The organism is Acinetobacter lanii (genome assembly GCF_011578285.1).
In the GTDB taxonomy this organism is placed as follows: Bacteria; Pseudomonadota; Gammaproteobacteria; order Pseudomonadales; family Moraxellaceae; genus Acinetobacter; species Acinetobacter lanii.
This window is the reverse complement of the sequence record NZ_CP049916.1, coordinates 2781764-2800040: the sequence shown is the minus strand read 5'-3', so window position 1 is coordinate 2800040 and position 18277 is coordinate 2781764. Positions and strand designations below refer to the sequence as shown.

The 18277-nt window shown below is 41.7% G+C and carries 20 protein-coding genes; 13 read left to right on the top strand and 7 right to left on the bottom strand.

What is annotated here, in order from left to right; all coding sequences use genetic code 11:
* Positions 1-552 (top strand): translation initiation factor IF-3, encoded by a 552-nt coding sequence (gene infC / locus G8D99_RS12685; RefSeq protein ID WP_166327769.1) that lies wholly within the window; start codon positions 1-3, stop codon positions 550-552.
* A 135-nt stretch (positions 553-687) separates the two neighbouring features.
* Here infC and G8D99_RS12680 read toward each other — a convergent pair whose 3' ends face one another.
* Positions 688-1146 (bottom strand): Hsp20 family protein, encoded by a 459-nt coding sequence (locus G8D99_RS12680; RefSeq protein ID WP_166326483.1) that lies wholly within the window; start codon positions 1144-1146, stop codon positions 688-690.
* Between the two features lie 289 nt (positions 1147-1435).
* Here G8D99_RS12680 and G8D99_RS12675 point away from each other — a divergent pair, with 289 nt between their 5' ends.
* Together G8D99_RS12675 and G8D99_RS12670 are read left to right on the top strand one after the other, a co-directional pair.
* Positions 1436-2056: a glutathione S-transferase N-terminal domain-containing protein gene (locus G8D99_RS12675; RefSeq protein WP_166326481.1), complete on the top strand. Its 621-nt coding sequence runs from the start codon at positions 1436-1438 to the stop codon at positions 2054-2056.
* A gap of 110 nt (positions 2057-2166) precedes the next feature.
* Positions 2167-2451, top strand: a complete 285-nt coding sequence (locus G8D99_RS12670; RefSeq protein WP_166326479.1) for a hypothetical protein — start codon at positions 2167-2169, stop codon at positions 2449-2451.
* Positions 2452-2514: 63 nt separating this feature from the next.
* Here the strand turns inward: G8D99_RS12670 and G8D99_RS12665 are convergent, their stop codons facing one another.
* Together G8D99_RS12665 and G8D99_RS12660 are read right to left on the bottom strand one after the other, a co-directional pair.
* Positions 2515-3258, bottom strand: a complete 744-nt coding sequence (locus G8D99_RS12665) for a TonB family protein (RefSeq protein ID WP_166326477.1) — start codon at positions 3256-3258, stop codon at positions 2515-2517.
* Positions 3259-3349: 91 nt separating this feature from the next.
* A complete protein-coding gene (locus tag G8D99_RS12660) occupies positions 3350-4606 on the bottom strand; it encodes an MFS transporter (protein WP_166326475.1) in 1257 nt (418 codons plus the stop codon).
* A 237-nt stretch (positions 4607-4843) separates the two neighbouring features.
* Between G8D99_RS12660 and rpmI the strand changes: the two genes are divergently transcribed.
* The 4 genes from rpmI to G8D99_RS12640 all read left to right on the top strand — a co-directional run bounded on the left by rpmI (position 4844) and on the right by G8D99_RS12640 (position 6475).
* Positions 4844-5038, top strand: a complete 195-nt coding sequence (gene rpmI / locus G8D99_RS12655; protein ID WP_004278281.1) for a 50S ribosomal protein L35 — start codon at positions 4844-4846, stop codon at positions 5036-5038.
* Positions 5039-5050: 12 nt separating this feature from the next.
* Entirely contained in the window at positions 5051-5410 is a 360-nt protein-coding gene (rplT, locus tag G8D99_RS12650; RefSeq protein ID WP_166326473.1) for a 50S ribosomal protein L20, read from the top strand.
* 97 nt (positions 5411-5507) lie between these two features.
* The gene (locus G8D99_RS12645; RefSeq protein ID WP_166326471.1) at positions 5508-5882 is read left to right on the top strand and encodes a hypothetical protein; all 375 of its coding nucleotides are present in this window, start codon (positions 5508-5510) and stop codon (positions 5880-5882) included.
* A 50-nt stretch (positions 5883-5932) separates the two neighbouring features.
* The gene (locus G8D99_RS12640; RefSeq protein WP_166326469.1) at positions 5933-6475 is read left to right on the top strand and encodes an AAA family ATPase; all 543 of its coding nucleotides are present in this window, start codon (positions 5933-5935) and stop codon (positions 6473-6475) included.
* On the opposite strand, the gene G8D99_RS12635 is transcribed toward G8D99_RS12640, so the two are convergent.
* Positions 6460-7506 (bottom strand): hypothetical protein, encoded by a 1047-nt coding sequence (locus G8D99_RS12635; protein ID WP_166326467.1) that lies wholly within the window; start codon positions 7504-7506, stop codon positions 6460-6462. The genes G8D99_RS12640 and G8D99_RS12635 overlap by 16 nt on opposite strands.
* Positions 7507-7686: 180 nt before the next feature.
* Here G8D99_RS12635 and pheS point away from each other — a divergent pair, with 180 nt between their 5' ends.
* The 3 genes from pheS to G8D99_RS12620 all read left to right on the top strand — a co-directional run bounded on the left by pheS (position 7687) and on the right by G8D99_RS12620 (position 11513).
* Positions 7687-8667 (top strand): phenylalanine--tRNA ligase subunit alpha, encoded by a 981-nt coding sequence (gene pheS, locus G8D99_RS12630; RefSeq protein WP_166326465.1) that lies wholly within the window; start codon positions 7687-7689, stop codon positions 8665-8667.
* Positions 8668-8838: 171 nt separating this feature from the next.
* Positions 8839-11220 carry a phenylalanine--tRNA ligase subunit beta gene (gene pheT / locus G8D99_RS12625; RefSeq protein WP_166326463.1) on the top strand — a complete coding sequence of 794 codons (2382 nt, stop codon included), beginning with the start codon at positions 8839-8841 and terminating at the stop codon, positions 11218-11220.
* Positions 11217-11513: an integration host factor subunit alpha gene (locus G8D99_RS12620; RefSeq protein WP_035265376.1), complete on the top strand. Its 297-nt coding sequence runs from the start codon at positions 11217-11219 to the stop codon at positions 11511-11513. Before pheT ends, G8D99_RS12620 begins: the two co-directional genes overlap by 4 nt.
* 174 nt (positions 11514-11687) lie before the next feature.
* Here the strand turns inward: G8D99_RS12620 and G8D99_RS12615 are convergent, their stop codons facing one another.
* From G8D99_RS12615 to trxA, 3 genes are all read right to left on the bottom strand, one after another.
* Positions 11688-11960, bottom strand: coding sequence for a hypothetical protein (locus tag G8D99_RS12615; protein WP_166326461.1), 273 nt, complete (start codon positions 11958-11960; stop codon positions 11688-11690).
* A 413-nt stretch (positions 11961-12373) separates the two neighbouring features.
* Positions 12374-13642: a transcription termination factor Rho gene (gene rho, locus G8D99_RS12610; protein ID WP_166326459.1), complete on the bottom strand. Its 1269-nt coding sequence runs from the start codon at positions 13640-13642 to the stop codon at positions 12374-12376.
* 322 nt (positions 13643-13964) lie between these two features.
* Positions 13965-14291, bottom strand: coding sequence for a thioredoxin (gene trxA, locus G8D99_RS12605; RefSeq protein ID WP_166326457.1), 327 nt, complete (start codon positions 14289-14291; stop codon positions 13965-13967).
* A gap of 269 nt (positions 14292-14560) precedes the next feature.
* Between trxA and ppx the strand changes: the two genes are divergently transcribed.
* The 3 genes from ppx (at position 14561) to tilS (ending at position 18269) form a co-directional block, all read left to right on the top strand.
* The gene (gene ppx, locus G8D99_RS12600; RefSeq protein WP_166326455.1) at positions 14561-16087 is read left to right on the top strand and encodes an exopolyphosphatase; all 1527 of its coding nucleotides are present in this window, start codon (positions 14561-14563) and stop codon (positions 16085-16087) included.
* 68 nt (positions 16088-16155) lie between these two features.
* A complete protein-coding gene (locus G8D99_RS12595) occupies positions 16156-16980 on the top strand; it encodes an acetyl-CoA carboxylase carboxyltransferase subunit alpha (protein WP_166326453.1) in 825 nt (274 codons plus the stop codon).
* On the top strand, positions 16917-18269 hold the full coding sequence (tilS, locus tag G8D99_RS12590) for a tRNA lysidine(34) synthetase TilS (protein WP_166326451.1): 1353 nt from the start codon (positions 16917-16919) through the stop codon (positions 18267-18269). The genes G8D99_RS12595 and tilS overlap by 64 nt, the downstream gene beginning before the upstream one ends.
* The last annotated feature ends 8 nt before the right edge of the window (positions 18270-18277 follow it).

The following is an 18277-nucleotide window of genomic DNA, read 5'->3' as shown; positions in this document are numbered from 1 at the left end:
ATTAAACAGCCTGACCGTAACCAACAACAAGGTGCTAAAAGCAATCGTCCTGCATTAAATGACGAGATCCGTGCAAAAGAAGTACGTCTCGTTGGTGCTGAAGGAGAGCAAAAGGGCATCGTTTCTTTAGCTGAAGCATTGCGTGCTGCGGAAGAAGTTGAGCTTGATCTTGTTGAGATCGTTGCTAATGCAGAGCCACCTGTTTGTAAGATCATGGATTTTAACAAACATTTATTTGATCTGAAGCAAAAGCAAAAAGATGCGAAGAAAAAGCAGCATCAAGTTCAGGTGAAAGAAATTAAGTTACGTCCTGGTACAGACGTTGGTGATTACAACATCAAGCTGCGTGCCATTCTTCGTTTCTTAGAAGATGGGAACAAAGTTAAAATTACTCTACGTTTCCGTGGTCGTGAAATGGCGCATCAACAGTTAGGTTTGGCTCAATTGCAAAAAATTGAAGCTGACGTAGCTGAGTTCGGTGTCATCGAACAAGCGCCTAAAATGGAAGGTCGTCAAATGGGTATGTTACTTGGTCCTAAAAAGAAAAAGTAATGACGTATTTGTCGTGAGAAAAAGCACTGCATCATGCAGTGCTTTTTTTTAACGGTTTAAAGACTAACTGTTCAATCGATCATAAAAAAAAGACCAGCACAGTGCTGGTCTTTTTTTGTTTATTGTAGCGATACATTAAGCTGCGTCGGTTTCAATTGCAGCAGGACTGAGTTTACGACCAATGGGAATTTGGCGCGGCATTTTTTCTTCAGGAATAATGCGTTGCAATTCCACACTCAATAAACCATTTTCATAGTTGGCATGTTGCACTTCAATGTGTTCATCAAGTCTTAAAGACAATTTAAAAGAACGACGTGCAATGCCTTTGTGTAGCAACTCTACGGTACTATCTGCTTCTTGTTCAGCAGGTTTGCCGGTAATGGTCAGCACTTGGTTTTCCAAGTGAATCGCCAACTCTTCTTCTTTAAATCCTGCGGTCGCCACCACAATGCGATATTGGTTGTCGCCTGCTTTTTCGATGTTATAGGGAGGGTAATTCGGTGTTTCACTTTGCATGGCATAGTCAAACAAATCATTTAAACGGTCAAAGCCAATACTACGACGGAACAGTGGAGTAAGACTGATATTACTCATTGATAGAACCTCCTGAGGTCAGCAAAGTTATAAAAACAAGATTTAAACTGTTGTGCATGGCACCGACAGTGTTTGAGCAAGATCCAATGATCCTTGCTGTGATTCTAATATCGGGATAGCTCAAAATTTTTCAAGAATATTTTTTAAACTTTTTTTAATTTTTTTTGGGGGATGCTTGGGGATTAAGTTTCAGTGCTTATACGCAATTCTTATATCCATTCACCACATTAAACATGCTATAAATGTTGCAAAATCCAACAACGACGCTTACAACAAATCAGGATTCAATATGATTGACTTATATTATTGGGGAACGCCCAATGGTCATAAAATTACCATTGCACTTGAAGAAATGGGCTTAGATTACCAAATTTTCCCTATTAATATTTTGCAAGATGATCAGTTCCAAGCTGATTTTTTAAAGATTTCTCCCAATAATAAAATCCCTGCCATTGTGGATCAGGATGGTCCAAACGGTGAGCCGATTTCGGTGTTTGAGTCCGGTGCAATCTTGCAATATTTGGGGCGTAAAACCGGATTATTTTACCCAAGCGACGAATTGGCGCGGGTGGAGGTTGAGCAGTGGTTGATGTGGCAAATGGGTGGGCTTGGGCCAATGCTCGGTCAAAACCATCATTTTAATCAATTCGCGCCTGAACGAATTGCCTATGCAGCTGAGCGTTATATCAATGAGACCAAGCGATTGTATGGTGTGCTGAATAAACACCTGATTGGACAGAAGTATGTGGCAGGTGAATATTCGATTGCGGATATGGCGATTTTACCGTGGTTATTGCGCCATGAGTGGCAAAGTATTGCTTTAGAGGATTACCCACAGGTGAAAGATTATATAGAGCGTTTAACTGCACGTCCTGCTGTACAAAAGGCACTTTTGATTCAGTTGAAATAAACCGAGTAATGGCATCTGCTCTGAAAGCACAGTGTGAATGTGATAAAATAGCGCAACACAGTGAAACCACCTGATGGGTGGTTTTTTTATTGCCTATGAGTGGATTCATCATGAAAGCTTTTATCTTAAATTTCGCCAAAGTGATCGAACATAATGCCAAAATTTATGCGAGCATTATTGTGGGTTTGGTGGCATGTTTACTGTTGTTGGTTGGTGAAGCTGTTCATGTTCAAGTGTTGGTGGAAAGCATGACTGGGCAAAACCATCAAGCTATTGCTCAAGCGGTTGAACCGCTTACGATGCGTTATTCTTTGACGCGTTATGCACTGATGGCACTCGCGATGGTATGGTCAATTTCAGAATATAAGAAAACCAAAAAGAAATTCGGACTCTAGGTATTCACATTTCAGCATAAAAAAAAGAGGCCTAACGCCTCTTTTTTTTTGGATCTATCCAGTTTATTGCTTACACTCATCTAGCTTAAATTGAATCTCATCTTTTAAATGAGATTTTTTATAGATCCAGTATTTGCGTGGCACGTCGACTTTGGCATTTTGCACGGCCTCTAAGACCTGTTGATCGAGTTCATAGCGTCCTGAACCTTTGCTGATTTTGGCCTTTTTAACATTGCCATGTTTATCCGCTTTAAAGCTGAATTTGACGCGACGATCATAACCATTTAAGTCTTCACTACTGATGTCGAGTTCAGGCTGAGTTTGATAGCTAAATGGTGTCTTTTGCTGTGCCTGTTGTTTGATCCAGTTTTTGGAGTCAAATTTAAACTGGCAACGATCCGCTGGGTCTTTTGTTAAATTGAAGGTGAACGACTGATAACCCACCATGGCAACCGCATTGCCATTTTTCTGTGCAGGCTTGGTCTTGGCTTTTAACACCGCTTGCACCAATCTGTCATCGAGGCTTTTTAAACCAGTACTTTCTTTTACGGTCGCACTGATGACTTTACCCGATTCATCTGCCTTCACACGCACAATGGCAAAACGATCCAGCCCATTCAAATCTGCATCTGAATATTTCAGCTGTGGAAATTTGAGCCATTGAATACGGGTGGTCAAATGCGCAGCTTCAGCAGTTGAACGTTGTACTGCAAGTTGCTGTGCGGCGTTGTCTTTGCTATTCACTTTACTGTGCGTTGCAGTGCTTGCAAAACAGAGCAATAAAGATAAGCAGAATATTGGTTTCATAGTTTTATTCTTGAGTTTGATACGGCAAAAAATAAATCAATTTGATTTTGCTGCGAGTATGACGGAATTTGCTCCACTCGCAAATAACAGATTAGTCGGATTTTGATCCATCACGAATATCTACGCTAAATAAATCATGGGTTTTGATCCAACTGATGGCAACTACCGCCATGGTCATACAGCCACCAAACACGGTAGCCATAATCGGACCCATATATTTAGCTGCGAGTCCGGATTCAAAAGCGCCCAGTTCATTGCTGGATGATACAAACATCCCATTCACAGCAGCCACACGCCCTCGCATCTGTTCAGGGGGGTAAATCTGTAAAATCGTTTGCCGCACCACCACCGAAATACTGTCACAAGCGCCCGTCATCGCCAAAGCAAATAGTGACAACCACATGATATTGGAAGAGGCAAACAGCAGGGTGAATAGACCAAAGCCTGCGACTGCCAATAGCATATTGCGCCAAGCCTTTTGCGTCGGTGGAAATTTGGTAAGTGCGATCATGGTGATTAATGCACCGATCGAAGGTGCAGCACGTAAATAACCGAGTCCTTCGGGACCAACCTTTAAAATATCTTCAGCAAAAATTGGCAGAAGGGCAATCACGCCACCAAAAAGCACTGAAACTAAATCGAGGGAAATGGCCCATAACACAATCTTGGTTTTCCAAATAAAACGGAATCCCTCACCTAGACTCTTTAAAATATTGTCAGTTTCAATGCTTGGGAAACTACGTTTCTGTAATAAGTTGACCAAAATAAAGCAAACGCTCACCAAGACAGCCACACTCAGTAGACTGTATTCACGACCTAGAAAAGCCAACATAAAGCCACCGAGCATCGGCCCAATGATCACACCACTTTGCCAGCCGATAGTCGTCCAAGTGGCACCATTGGCATACAGTTCACGCGGAATCAGAAAAGGTTTTAAAGAGGTTGCAGAGGGATTGTAAAAACCTCGAATCGTCCCTAAGCCAAAGATGACGGCGTAAATGCCCCAAGACAACGTACTGACGCCAATCTGCCCTAAGCCATAAAAATGAAACAGACTATATAAAATGAGAGGCATGGGAATCGCAAAAAACAAACAGATTTTCATGATGGTTTGTTTGTTAAAACGGTCAGCGACATAACCACCCCACAGCGATAACCCAATAAAGGGAATCGCTTCTGCCAAACCAATAAACCCCAGTGTGAGTGGGTCTTTGGTAATTTGATAGAGGGAGTAAGCCACAATAATTTCTTGAATAAGGATGGCAAGCGTCAGACAAAATTGATTGAGGGTAATGATGGAAAAGTCGCGATAGCGTAAAGCGGCAAATGCATCCTGTGCAGGGTTCATAGACGTCCACTGTTGTTTTGATGTTCAGCAGTATACTGCTGAATCGTTGAAATGATTTGCATCAGAATGTATTTACATTGCTGAGAATAGAGAAAGATGACTCGTCAGAATAATCAGTTAATTTGGTTTATCTGCTTTTGTTTTGAACATAGATGCTTTAGAATATTCGCTCCCTTACCTGCAGGTCGTTTTTGCAATGGTGCAAACGTTCCGAACAGGTGTTCAAAAGAGGTTGTTATGCCTAAGATGAAAACTCGCCGTGGTGCAGCTAAACGCTTTAAAGCGACTGCAAACGGTTTTAAGCGTAAACAAGCGTTCAAACGCCACATTTTGACCAAAAAATCTGCTAAGCGTATCCGTCAATTACGCGGCTGTGTAATGGTTCACGTAAGTGACGTTGCTTCAGTTCGCCGTATGTGCCCATACATCTAAGGAGATTTATAAATGGCTCGTGTAAAACGTGGTGTACAGGCGCATCGTCGTCATAAAAAAATTCTTGACCGTGCTAAAGGTTACTATGGTGCTCGTTCACGCGTATATCGCGTAGCGTTCCAAGCTGTAATCAAAGCTGGCCAATATGCTTACCGTGACCGTCGTCAAAAGAAACGTCAATTCCGCGCTTTGTGGATTGCACGTATCAACGCTGGTGCTCGTCTAAATGGTTTGTCGTACAGCCGTATGATCGCTGGCTTGAAAAAAGCGCAAGTGATTATCGACCGTCGCGTACTTGCAGACATCGCTATGCATGACGCAGTTGCATTTGCTGCGATCGCTGAAAAAGCGAAAAGCGCATTAGCTGCATAAGTCTTTATGACTTAAAAAAGACCGCTTTTTAGCGGTCTTTTTTTATTTCATTTAAACTGATGCAAGCTCATGAGTTTGGATAAAAGGTTATATGTAGATGCGAAAGCAATATCATTTTAGAAAAGTCGGTGAAGACACCTATATTTGGGATGTTGATCAACTTATTGCTTTAAGTAGACATTTACCTGTCATTGAAGTCTCACTCGATCAGATCAAAGAGCTCCATGAGCCCTATTGGTTTCCGAAACGGTATCCCAACACCCTTGAATTGATTGAGCATTTTAAATTAATCCAAGAGGCTAACTTAGCTTACCCGATTATTCTCTGTCCTGAAGGAAGAGTGATGGATGGGATGCATCGAGTTGCGAAAGCTCACATGCAAAATTTAAGTTTAATATCTGCTGTGCAATTTGAAAAAATGCCACAGCCGAACTTTATCAATATTGATGAAGATGATTTATTTTATGATTAAAGAGACTTATTTGGCTGAATATAAAATAAAATTAATGTGAAGGAATTGCTGTGAAAAGAATCAATGTGGTAGGCACATCTGCTTCAGGTAAAAGTACGTTTTCCAAAGCATTAGCACAGCAGCTGAATTTAAGTTATATCGAATTGGATGATTTGTTTTGGTTAGATGATTGGCAAGAGTCGTCTGATCAGGCATTTTTTAAAAAATTACAGCAGAAAATCGATCAAGCATCAGATGGATATGTCATTGATGGCAATTACACCCGAACCAAACACATTAAGTGGAAAGACATTGATACAATTATTTGGTTGGATTTGCCTTTTCATGTAAATGTGTATCGTGCTGTAAAAAGAGCAATATACAGAGCGGTATCAAAACAAAAATTATGGAACAGTTCGAATAATCAAGAGACCTTTAAAAAGTTATTCAGCCGCGAATCTATTATTTTGTGGATGATGAAGACGCATCGAAAAAATCGAAAACAATATCTAGAAATGATGCAATCCAATGAATGGTCGCACATTCATTGGATTCGATTAAGATCGGTAAATGATATTCATCATTTTCTAGAGAAATATCATAAGCCGAAATAATACGCACAAATACAAATGGCTGCTGTGATTAAAATCAAAGTAAACACGCTTGATTTGCCTGACTTGGTGGCTACGGCTCTATTTTTAGGTTCCAAATCATTAAAGAAACGTTTTTGCTTGGATTGGGGTGATGCAGGTTCATCTAGCGGTGAACTGACTTGTGCAGGCCGCACACGTGCAGTTTTATAGTGGTTCGCCACTTTGGTCACAAACTTCGCCGTTAAATCTTCAAGCTTTTGCTTGAAGTGACGAATATTGAGAATTTCTTCTGAAGACAGCGCTTCGCCCAATTCATTGACAGGAGCTTTAAGTTTTTTCTCTAAAGCCTGATCTAGGGCTTCAAGGCGAATTAAGGTTTCATGAGCATAAGCTGCATTATAGTCGTTGGGCAAAAGCGGTAAATCGAGGCTGTTTTGAATTGGATTCTCATCCATTTTCGATGTTCTATAACCATAATACGACTCACCCAACGCCACAGCAGGGACTAAACCTTGTGCAATTTTTTGATCAAACAATTCATTGTCAGTATAGACCTGTATGTCTTCCCAATTCGGCTGTTGTAAGTCAGCGTCGACCCGTTTGGCATGGCTGGTATTTAGCTCGTAGCGCCACAACGTTTCAATGCGCGTACTAATTTTTTGAGCAGTAGGCACTTCATAATCATTGTCAGCGGTATACCACTCCGCCAATTCTTTACCAAAAATCCATGCAGTTTTATGATGACCCAAATGACTCACGATAAAATGCGCATAAGGAAGCAATTCTACATTCGGGTTGGGATTCTTTTCATCCAGCAACAGGCTTGAATTATGTAGACTAATTCGGCTGACACCTTGTTTTTTTAAGCCTTCAAGCCACACTTGGAAATGTTGCGCCAACAAATGCTGTGAATTTAAATCACGAAATGCAAAATAATGTTGATTAAAAATCGAATGTTTAAGCCATGCGTTAAAGCTTAAATCTTGACTTAAAAATTCATTACCATAGGTGACGAGCGTGAGCTGTTGTTTCCAAATCGGGTCGAGTGCCATAGCTTCTCTTTTAGTGTGACAGTCACATTATCTTATCCTTTTTATAATTCAAAATACCAATCAAATTTACAAACACATTTTCTTGTCGATTTACTGTCGCGGAAGCTTCATCCAACTGCATAAAAACTGTTAGAATAACGGGTTATATTCTTTTCTAAAATCGTTGCTTTGAGAGTTACTATGTCACTGGAAGCCCTGACCACTGAAGCGCTCGCTGCAATTGCAGCAGCAGAGGACCTTGCTACACTTGACCAAGTTCGAGTGCAGTTTACGGGTAAAAAAAGCCAGCTTGCTGAACAATCGAAAGCACTGGGTAAAATGGATCCTGAAGAACGTAAAGTTTTCGGTGCACAAATTCACGCGGTTCGTGAAGCGATCACTGGTGCTTTAACGGAGCGTCAAGCTTCATTACAAAAAGCAGCGTTAGAACAAAAACTGGCAAGTGAACAAATTGATATTACATTGCCAGGTCGTGGTCAAACTGCGGGTAGCATCCATCCTGTGACGCAAGTGCAAGATCGTATTTGCCAGTTCTTTACCAAAGCAGGTTTTACTGTTGCGACAGGTCCTGAAGTTGAAGATGATTATCACAACTTCGAAGCCTTAAATATTCCGGGTCATCACCCTGCACGTGCAATGCATGACACGTTTTATTTTGACGTGAACCATCTGCTACGTACCCATACTTCAGGTGTGCAAGTGCGTACGATGGAAACGCAACAACCCCCGATTCGCATCGTATGTCCAGGCCGTGTTTATCGCTGTGACTCTGACCAAACCCATTCTCCAATGTTCCATCAAATCGAAGGCTTGTATGTCGCAGAAAACACAAGCTTCGCTGAATTGAAAGGTTTGTTGATTAATTTGCTCAACGAATTCTTTGAAAAAGATTTGAAAGTCCGTTTCCGTCCATCTTATTTCCCATTTACAGAGCCGAGTGCAGAAGTGGATATTATGGATGAGCGTGGCAAATGGTTGGAAGTGTTGGGCTGCGGTATGGTGCATCCGAATGTATTACAAGCTGCTGGCATCGACCCTGAAAAATATAAAGGCTTTGCATTTGGTTTAGGTGTAGAGCGTTTTGCAATGCTACGTTATGGCGTGAATGACTTACGTTTTTTCTTCCAAAACGATGTGCGTTTCTTACGCCAGTTTGCTTAAGACTTTTAAACCTCTCCCTGAAATGGGTTAAGAGGAAAATAGATTATTTTTGGATTTTAAAATCCCCCTAAATCCCCCTGAGTGGGTTTTAAAGCACTGCTTTTAAAACTCACGCAAGAATGGGCGGAACTGTTGAAATGCACAGCTAGGGGAGATTCAGGAAATGAATGTATGAAAATTAGCGAAAATTGGCTACGCACGTGGGTGAACCCTGCTATCGATAGTGATACTTTGTCAGACCAATTGACGATGTTGGGTCTTGAAGTTGACGAACTTGCACCTGCGGCGAAACCATTCACCGGTGTGGTTGTTGGAGAAGTCCTCACCGTAGAACAACATCCTGATGCAGACCGTCTACGCGTAACGACTGTGAATATCGGTACAGCTGAGCCTTTACAAATTGTCTGTGGTGCGCCAAATGTACGTGCAGGTATGAAAGCCCCAGTAGCAACCATTGGTGCTGTATTACCAGGTGATTTCAAAATCAAAAAAGGCAAACTTCGTGGTGTTGAATCACAAGGCATGCTGTGTGGTGCTTCTGAAATTGACCTTGAAGATAAAATCGATGGTCTATTGGAGTTACCAAGCGATGCACCTGTAGGTCAGAATATCCGTGAATATTTAAACCTAGATGACAACGTGATTGACATCAGCATCACGCCGAACCGTGGTGACTGTTTTAGTATTCGTGGGATTGCACGTGAAATTGGGGTAATTAACCAATTGCCTGTGGTTGCACCTGAAATCAAAGAAGTGACGGCAACGATCTCTGATGAGAAAAAGGTCGTGGTGGAAACTGAGGGTTGCCCACGTTACTTAGGTCGTGTGATTAAAAATGTAAATACCAAAGCAGCGACACCTGAGTGGATGGAACGCGCTTTGGCACGTTCAGGGATTCGTCAGCATAGTATTTTGGTCGACATCACCAACTACGTATTAATGGAACTCGGTCAACCTTTACATGCATTTGATGGTGGTAAAGTTGAAGGTTCAGTACATGTGCGTCAAGCAACGGCTGCTGAAAAACTGACGTTGTTGAATGAACAAGAAGTTGAATTATCTGAAGATGTAATGGTGATTGCAGATGATGTGAAAGCATTGGCGATTGCAGGGATCATGGGCGGTTTATCTTCATCTGTGACCGATGCAACGACTGAAATCTTCCTTGAGTCTGCATTCTTTGCACCGCTTGCAATTGCAGGTCGTGCACGTAAATTTGGTTTGCATACTGATGCTTCGCAACGTTATGAGCGTGGTGTCGATTTCGAATTACCAATGATCGCGATGCACCGTGCATCTCAGTTGATTGCTGAGCTTGCAGGCGGTGAGTTTGGTCCAATCACGGTTGCTGAAAATGCGGCGCTATTACCGACACGCGAAGCGATTGAACTGAACCAAGCACAAGTGGATCAACTTTTAGGTTATAAAGTTGAATCAAACTTTATTACTGATGCTCTACAGCGTTTAGGTTGTGCAGTTACGGTCAAAGCAGAAGGGCAATGGTCTGTTGTTCCACCATCACATCGTTATGACATGGCGATTTACCAAGATTTGATTGAAGAAGTGGCGCGTATTCACGGCTATGACAACATTCAAATCAGCTTGCCTGTGATCGATGTTAAATTGGCAAAACATCAAGATCAATTCGAATTGCCACAATTACGCCAAACTCTGGTGACTTTGGGTTATCAAGAAGCGATCAGCTTTAGCTTCGCGGATTTGAAACTTGAAAAACAATTGAACCCAAGCGTAAATCCATTGGCATTGGCAAACCCAATTTCAAGTGATTTGGCTGTCATGCGTTCAACTTTACTTTCAAGCTTGATTCCATGTGTGCAATACAACGTGAACCGTCAACAAAGCCGTGTTCGTTTCTTTGAATTGGGCTTGCGTTTTGATTATCAAGATGCAGCAAGCATTCATGATCTTAAACAAATCCCAACTTTGGCCATGATTGCAACAGGTCCAAAAACAGCAGAATCTTGGCATGCCAAAGCTCAGCCAATGGATTTCTTTGACTTAAAAGGTGAAGTTGAAGAAATTTTTGCTTCTGCTCGTGTCCAAGTTGAATACGTACGTTCAGAGCGTGAGTGGTTGCATCCGGGTCAATCGGCTGAAATCTTGATCGATGGTCAATCTGTGGGTTACTTGGGTCGTTTACACCCTTCGCTTGAAGAAACCCTCGACTTGAGCACAACTTGGGTGGCAGAAATCGATCAATCGGCTGTTTTGCAAACTTATGTATCTAATTTTACAGAATTATCACGATTTCCGTCGGTTAGACGTGATATTGCGCTTTTAATTAGTGATAAGATTAATGTTAGTGAAATTCAGCAACTTATCGAAAAAACAGGTGGTGAGCTTTTAGACTCTACTTGGTTGTTCGATGTGTATACGGGTCAAGGTGTTGAAGAGGGCAAACGCTCATTGGCATTTGCAATTCTTTGGCAGCATCCATCACGAACACTTGAAGATGCTGAAATCAAATCCGGTATGGATCACATTATTCAAGTGTTGCAAGACACTTACCAAGCGACATTGAGGGCCTCATGACAGCATTAACAAAAGCAGAAATGGCTGATCATTTGAGCGAGCTGACGAGTTTAAACCGTCGTGAAGCTAAGCAAATGGTTGAGTTGTTTTTTGATGAAATTAGCCAGGCATTAATTGCGGGTGAGCACGTCAAACTTTCAGGTTTTGGTAATTTTGAACTACGTGACAAACGTCAACGTCCAGGTCGAAATCCTAAGACAGGGGAAGAAATCCCAATCTCGGCACGTCGTGTAGTGACATTCCGTGCAGGTCAAAAATTTAGACAACGTGTTGGTACAGAACAAGTTGATTAATTGATTTGATCAGAAGCCTCGAATAGTTCGCTATTCGGGGCTTTTTTTTATGCGTATAGGTGTGAGTGATTAGATCTTGTTGTTTTTATTTTATAAGGTCTAACTCACAATTTTTAGGCATAAAAAAAGAGAACCCAAGGTTCTCTTTTTTCGAATAATAATCTAAAGCGATTATTATTGAGCAGTAGAAGCAGCAGCAGTAGCGTCAGCAGCAGCGTCAGTAGCTTCAGATGCAGCAGCAACAGCAGTGTCAGCAGCAGCAGTAGCTTCAGAAGCAACAGCAGCAGAAGCAGCGTCAGCAGCTACAACAGCTTCAGATGCAGCTTCAACAGCTTCAGATGCAGCAGCGTTAGCGTCAGCAGCAGCTTCTTCAGTTTTTTTAGCACAACCAACGAAAGCTAAAGTAGTAGCAACGGCAGCAGCAATAGCGATTTTTTTGAATAACATGGCATCACTCTCATAAAAATTAGAGACATAAAAAACCGGAGTTAGTCTGTTGTGTGCTTTTATTATGTCTGATTTTGGTCAGCTTAATAAGGCATGGTTCAGCCTAACTGGTATGCCGACATGCTATCACTGTGCATTTTTAAATACTACTAGGCAATGCAAAAAAAGTGATGAAAAATACAAAAAATTGATCATTTTTTAACAGATAATTACAATTAATTTGGACTTTTAAATAGCCTGTAAGCAAACTAAGCTTTTATAAGATATGATGTTTTTATAAACGATTTAATTTTTCGCAAAAATCGTCAATTAACTTTACAGAAAAAACCGTTAAATGTGTATTTATGTAAAAAAAGTCAACCTAATAAAAAAGCCATCATAAATGATGGCTTTTAGATAATTCATACTATGAATTAATTGGTCGCTTTACGCTTCATTTGATCAAAGAAATCATCATTGGTTTTGGTTTCTTTCATACGATCAAGTAAGAATTCCATGGCTGCCAATTCATCCATCGGATGAAGCAATTTGCGTAGAATCCAGACTTTACGCAAGTTGTCTTCAGACATGAGTCGTTCTTCACGACGTGTGCCTGATTTCTTAATGTTCATTGCAGGGAAGACACGTTTTTCAGCAATACGGCGATCAAGGGTAATCTCTTGGTTACCTGTACCTTTGAATTCTTCATAGATCACTTCATCCATTTTACTGCCTGTTTCAATTAAGGCAGTTGAAATGATGGTGAGTGAACCCCCTTCTTCAATATTACGTGCAGCACCGAAGAAACGTTTTGGACGCTCTAAAGCATGCGCGTCCACACCACCTGTAAGCACCTTACCAGAAGATGGAATCACAGTATTGTATGCACGAGCCAAACGAGTAATCGAGTCGAGTAAAATTACAACGTCTTTTTTGTGTTCAACCAAACGTTTTGCTTTTTCAATCACCATTTCAGCCACTTGAACGTGACGTGCAGGCGATTCATCGAAAGTCGATGCAACGACTTCACCGCGAACCGTACGTTCCATTTCGGTCACTTCTTCAGGACGTTCATCAATCAGAAGAACAATCAGAATCACTTCTGGGTTGTTACGTACAATCGACTGGGCAATGTTTTGGATCAACATCGTTTTACCGGCTTTTGGCGGTGCAACAATAATTGAACGTTGACCTTTACCAATTGGGGCAACCAAGTCCACTACACGTGCAGTCAAATCTTCAGTCGAACCGTTGCCTAACTCCATAATCATTTGTTCTGTTGGGAACAATGGAGTTAAGTTTTCAAACAAGATTTTATTGCGTGAGTTTTCAGGCGTGTCGTAGTTGATTTGATTGACTTTCAGTAAAGCAAAATAACGTTCACCTTCTTTCGGTGGACGAATCGTACCGGTAATGGTGTCACCAGTACGTAAGTTAAAACGACGAATTTGCGATGGGCTGACGTAGATATCATCAGGACCTGCTAGATACGAGCCAGCTGCAGAACGTAGGAAGCCAAAACCATCAGAAAGAATTTCAAGAACACCATCACCAAAAATTTCTTCACCATTCATAGCATGGCGTTTCAAAATTGCGAAAATAATGTCTTGCTTGCGGTTACGTGCCATTCCTTCTAGGCCCATGAACTCAGCAATTTTGATGAGTTCGCCTATTGGTTTTTTCTTGAGTTCAGTTAAGTTCATAAATGGTCAGATTGAATTAAGGATGTGTGGTACACGGTAGAAAAGAAGCAAAAGTCGTCCGCAGTGCAAGAAAAGAGTAGCAATTGAAGTTGCACAATAACAAACTCAGAATCTAGTAAGTTCTTTCGAGGAGAAATGTGTAAAAACAATTTCTTTAGCCGAGCGGCGATCTTATGTTTTGTGTCTTGTAAGAAAGAGGGAAGAATGATCCACGTATTTCTTGAATAAGCAATATAAGTGAGATGGGGGGCTTTGTCAATTTAAGCATGAAAAAAAGCGCTATTAAAATAGCGCTTTTTTAATCTAAATTCGAAATCGAAAATTAGATATTTTCTTCGATGAACGCAGCCAATTTAGACTTCGGTGCAGCGCCCACTTGTTGTGCAACCACTTCACCGTTTTTGAACATCAAAAGTGCAGGGATGTTACGGATGTTGTAATCAACAGCGATTTGTTCACACGTGGTTACGTCAACTTTCACAATTTTCACTTTGCCTTCGTATTCGGTAGAAAGCACTTCAAGTACAGGTGCAATTGCTTTACACGGTGCGCACCAGCCTGCCCAGAAATCAACAAGTACAGGCGTTTCAGATTTTAAAACATCAGCTTCAAAGTTCGCATCAGTTGTATTTACGATGTTCGCAGACATGGAAAGTGCTCCAAATATATTTTTAAAGATGGTCTATCTATGAATATAAGTATTACATAGACCTCTTTAACAAAGTAGGGGAATGCGTAAATTTTCGATCTTAATTGTGAATTTGTCCAATTGATGCTCACGATATCGATGATCGGAGGATCAGAAGTGATCAGTTTAGATAAAAATGTCAATCTGATGAAATTGTCCGAACAAATGACTTTTCAATTATAGGCATGTGAATTAATCTAAGCACAATTCTGGATAAACTTGTCTAAATAATGTCTGATTTTTTGATTGATGAAGAATTACTTGCAGCCATTGATATGGGCTCGAACAGTTTCCATTTGGCCATTGCACGTGTCGATCATGGCGAAGTGAAAAAAGTCGCATCGATGTCAGAAAAAGTACAACTCGCTGCAGGCTTAGATGAAAATAAAAATTTAACGGAAGCTGCACAGCAACGCGGTTTAGCATGTTTAGCACGATTTGTAGGGCGTCTAAGTTCAGTTCAATCGAAACGCTTAAGGATTGTGGCGACCAATGCTTTACGCCAAGCCAAAAATGGACATGAGTTTATCCAAAAAGCTGCAGAAATTTTACCGAAACCCATTGAAATTATTGCAGGGCGTGAAGAAGCACGTCTGATTTATTTGGGTGTTTCGCATACCATGGCCAATTCAGGTCGTCGTTTGGTGATTGATATTGGTGGCGGCTCAACCGAACTGATCATTGGGGAAGAGTTCGAACCGATTCATACTGAATCTGTACAAATGGGCTGTGTGGCATTTACCAAAGCGTTTTTTGAAAATGGCGAAATCAGTCAAAAAGCGTTTGAAAAAGCCATGACAGCGGCACGTAAAGAAGTCTCAGGTTTGGTCAATACTTATAAAGCTGCGGGCTGGGATACCGTGGTCGGTTCAAGTGGTACCATCAAAGCCTGTCGTCAAATTGCAGTCAATATGGGCTGGAGTGATGATCAGGAAAATCTGACCCGTGCCGGCTTAGATAAACTCAAAGACAAACTTTTAAAATATAAACACATTTCAGAAATGGAATTTGAAGGGCTGAAAGAAGATCGCCGTGCGGTATTGCCTGCGGGTGTTGCGATTCTTTATGCGGTCTTTGACGTGCTGAATATCGATAAACTGGTCTATTCAGACGGCGCATTGCGTGAGGGCGTCATGTACGACTTATTGGGTCGTTTCCAACATGAAGATGTGCGAGATCGTAGTGTACAAGCCTTGATGGGGCGTTATGGTGCCGACCCGAAACAGGCTGAGCGTGTGGTGGAAACTGCACAAAAACTGTTTGATAGCGTACGAAAATCTTTAAAACTGAACAGTGATGACAGTGATTTACTGCGTCGTGCAGCGTATTTACATGAAATTGGTTTAGCCATCAGTCATGCCGGTTATCATCGTCACGGGGCGTATTTGTTACAACATTCCGACATTCCGGGATTTTCGCAAATTGACCAAAATTATTTGTCACATTTGGTCGCTCATCACCGTCGTAAACTCCGCGCGGAAGCCAAAAATGATGTGATGAAAGTGGGCGGAATCAAGCTCGTATATTTAAGTCTGCTTTTGCGTTTGGCTATTTTGCTGAATCATAGTCGAAGTGATGAGATGCTTCCTGCCATTGAATTAACGGTACTAGATGCGCAACAATGGCAACTTAGTGTTTCTGGTGATGCCAAACAATGGCCTTTGTTGGTTGCAGATTTGCATGATGAGCAAGTGCAATTTAAACATTGGGATATTGTGTTGAATATTCAGTCGGAAAAATTTATCGATTCATTTTGATGGATTGATAAAAACAGAATTTTATTGATTGACTGGTTAAAAGTTAATTTTGGGACATTCATCGACTTATGAAAAATAAAGCTGCTCAGTCTAAAGCTTGGAAAACGGTACAAATTGCGCGCCACCCAGAACGTCCACAGTTCTTGGACTATGTCGGTGAAATTTTTACTGAATTTGATGCACTGCATGGCGACCGTCTCTATGGAGATGATGGTGCAATGGTCGGTGGTCTAGCACGATTTAATGGTCAACCTGTGATGGTGGTGGGTCAGCATCGTGGTCGTAGTACCCGTGAAAAACTCCAGCATAACTTCGGCATGAGTAATCCTGAAGGCTACCGTAAATCACAGCGTTTGCTCGACATGGCGGAACGTTTTAATCTGCCCGTATTTACCTTTATCGACACCATGGGCGCATACCCAGGGGTGGGTGCAGAGGAACGTGGTCAAGCGCAAGCGATTGCAACCAGTTTGGCTCAATTGTCTTCTTTAAAAGTGCCTGTCATTGCAACGGTTTTGGGTGAGGGTGGTTCAGGTGGTGCACTCGGAATTGGTGTAGCAGATCGCGTGATTATGCTATCTCACAGTATCTATTCGGTGATTTCACCTGAAGGCTGTGCCTCTATTCTGTGGAAAACTGCTGAGAAAGCAGAGCAAGCCAGTGAAGCTTTGGCATTAACCGCTGAAAAGCTGCAACAAATGGGTATCGTTGAATACGTGGTGGATGAGGGTGAAGGCGCTCATTTACATCCTGTTGAGGTTATGGAAAAACTCAAAGACGTGTTACAACAAGCACTTGATGAACTTGTTCCTATGGATGCTGATGCAAGATGCGAAGCACGTTACCAACGTTTGATGAAGTTTGGCAGCGACAATTTAGGTCTGACTGCTTAAAACAAATTTCACAATTTGCTGAAAACACCACTTTCCTAATCGGATGTAGCGGCGGCATGGATTCCATGCTGTTGCTGTTTCTGATGGCTGAAATTTGCCCTAATCGAATCCGCGCGATTTATATTAATCATCAACTGCAAAAAGTCAGTGATGATTGGGCTGACTTTATTCAAGCACAATGCCAACAGCTCGCTATTCCCTTGATCATTGAAGCGGTTGACGTGGCTGAGGGTAATCTTGAAAACCAAGCCCGTGAAGCCCGTTACCACGCTTTCCAAAATCATATTCAAAAAAATGAAATTTTAGTACTCGCACATCATCAACAAGATCAAGCCGAAACCTTAATGCTCCGTCTGCTTTCAGGGGCAGGCGTGCAGGGTTTGTCTGCAATGAAGAAAGTAGATCGACGTGAGCAACTCACGATTTGGCGTCCGCTTTTAGATATTTCCCGTGAGCAGATTTGCCAATGGGTGAGTCAAGATCAAATTGCTTATGTGGATGACCCGACCAATTTAGACACGCATTATGACCGGGCATGGTGCCGAAATGAACTTTGGCATATTTTGCAAAGTCGGTTCCCTAAAATGCAGCAAGCGATTTCACGCACCAGTGTCTTGATGCAAGATGCCAATGAAATTTTGCAAGAGGTACTGGTGCAAGATTTAAATCGCTGTGGCACAGCAGAACGTTTATCGATTGATGCTTTAAATACTCTCTCACAAGCTCGGCAACGTCAGTTGTTATCTGTTTGGATGCGTGGGGATTCGACCTATCGACCGGCTTTAGATATGGTGCAACGCTTAATCCATGAGGTGATTGAGGCAAAAGCTGATGCCAAAGCCGCCTTGCATTGGAATGGTTTTTATTATGTCCGCTACCAAGGCTATGTCCATCGTTTAGAAAAACAGATCTATCTTGCCGAACAGCATAACGAAAAGCATGTTCAGGCGATTCAGTTTGAATTGAATCAAGCATGTAAGCTCGTAAGTGGTAATTATCAAGTCGCTACGCAAGCGATGGGATTAAGCCCAGCCTTGCTTCAAAAAGACCTGAACTTGCACGATCGACAGGGTGGGGAAAAGATTCATCTCTATGGACGTGTCGGCAGTTGGCCACTCAAAAAAGCCATTCAAGAGGCACAAATTTTTCCATGGATGCGACATACAATTCAAATATTGAGCATAGATAATGTTATGCTTGGTGTTTTTACGCCAAAAGGGTTTTGGTTGGCTCAGTCTGAATACTGTGAAGTCGGTGGCTGGCAACCAAAGTTAGTCTCTTCGTTATAAAAAAATTC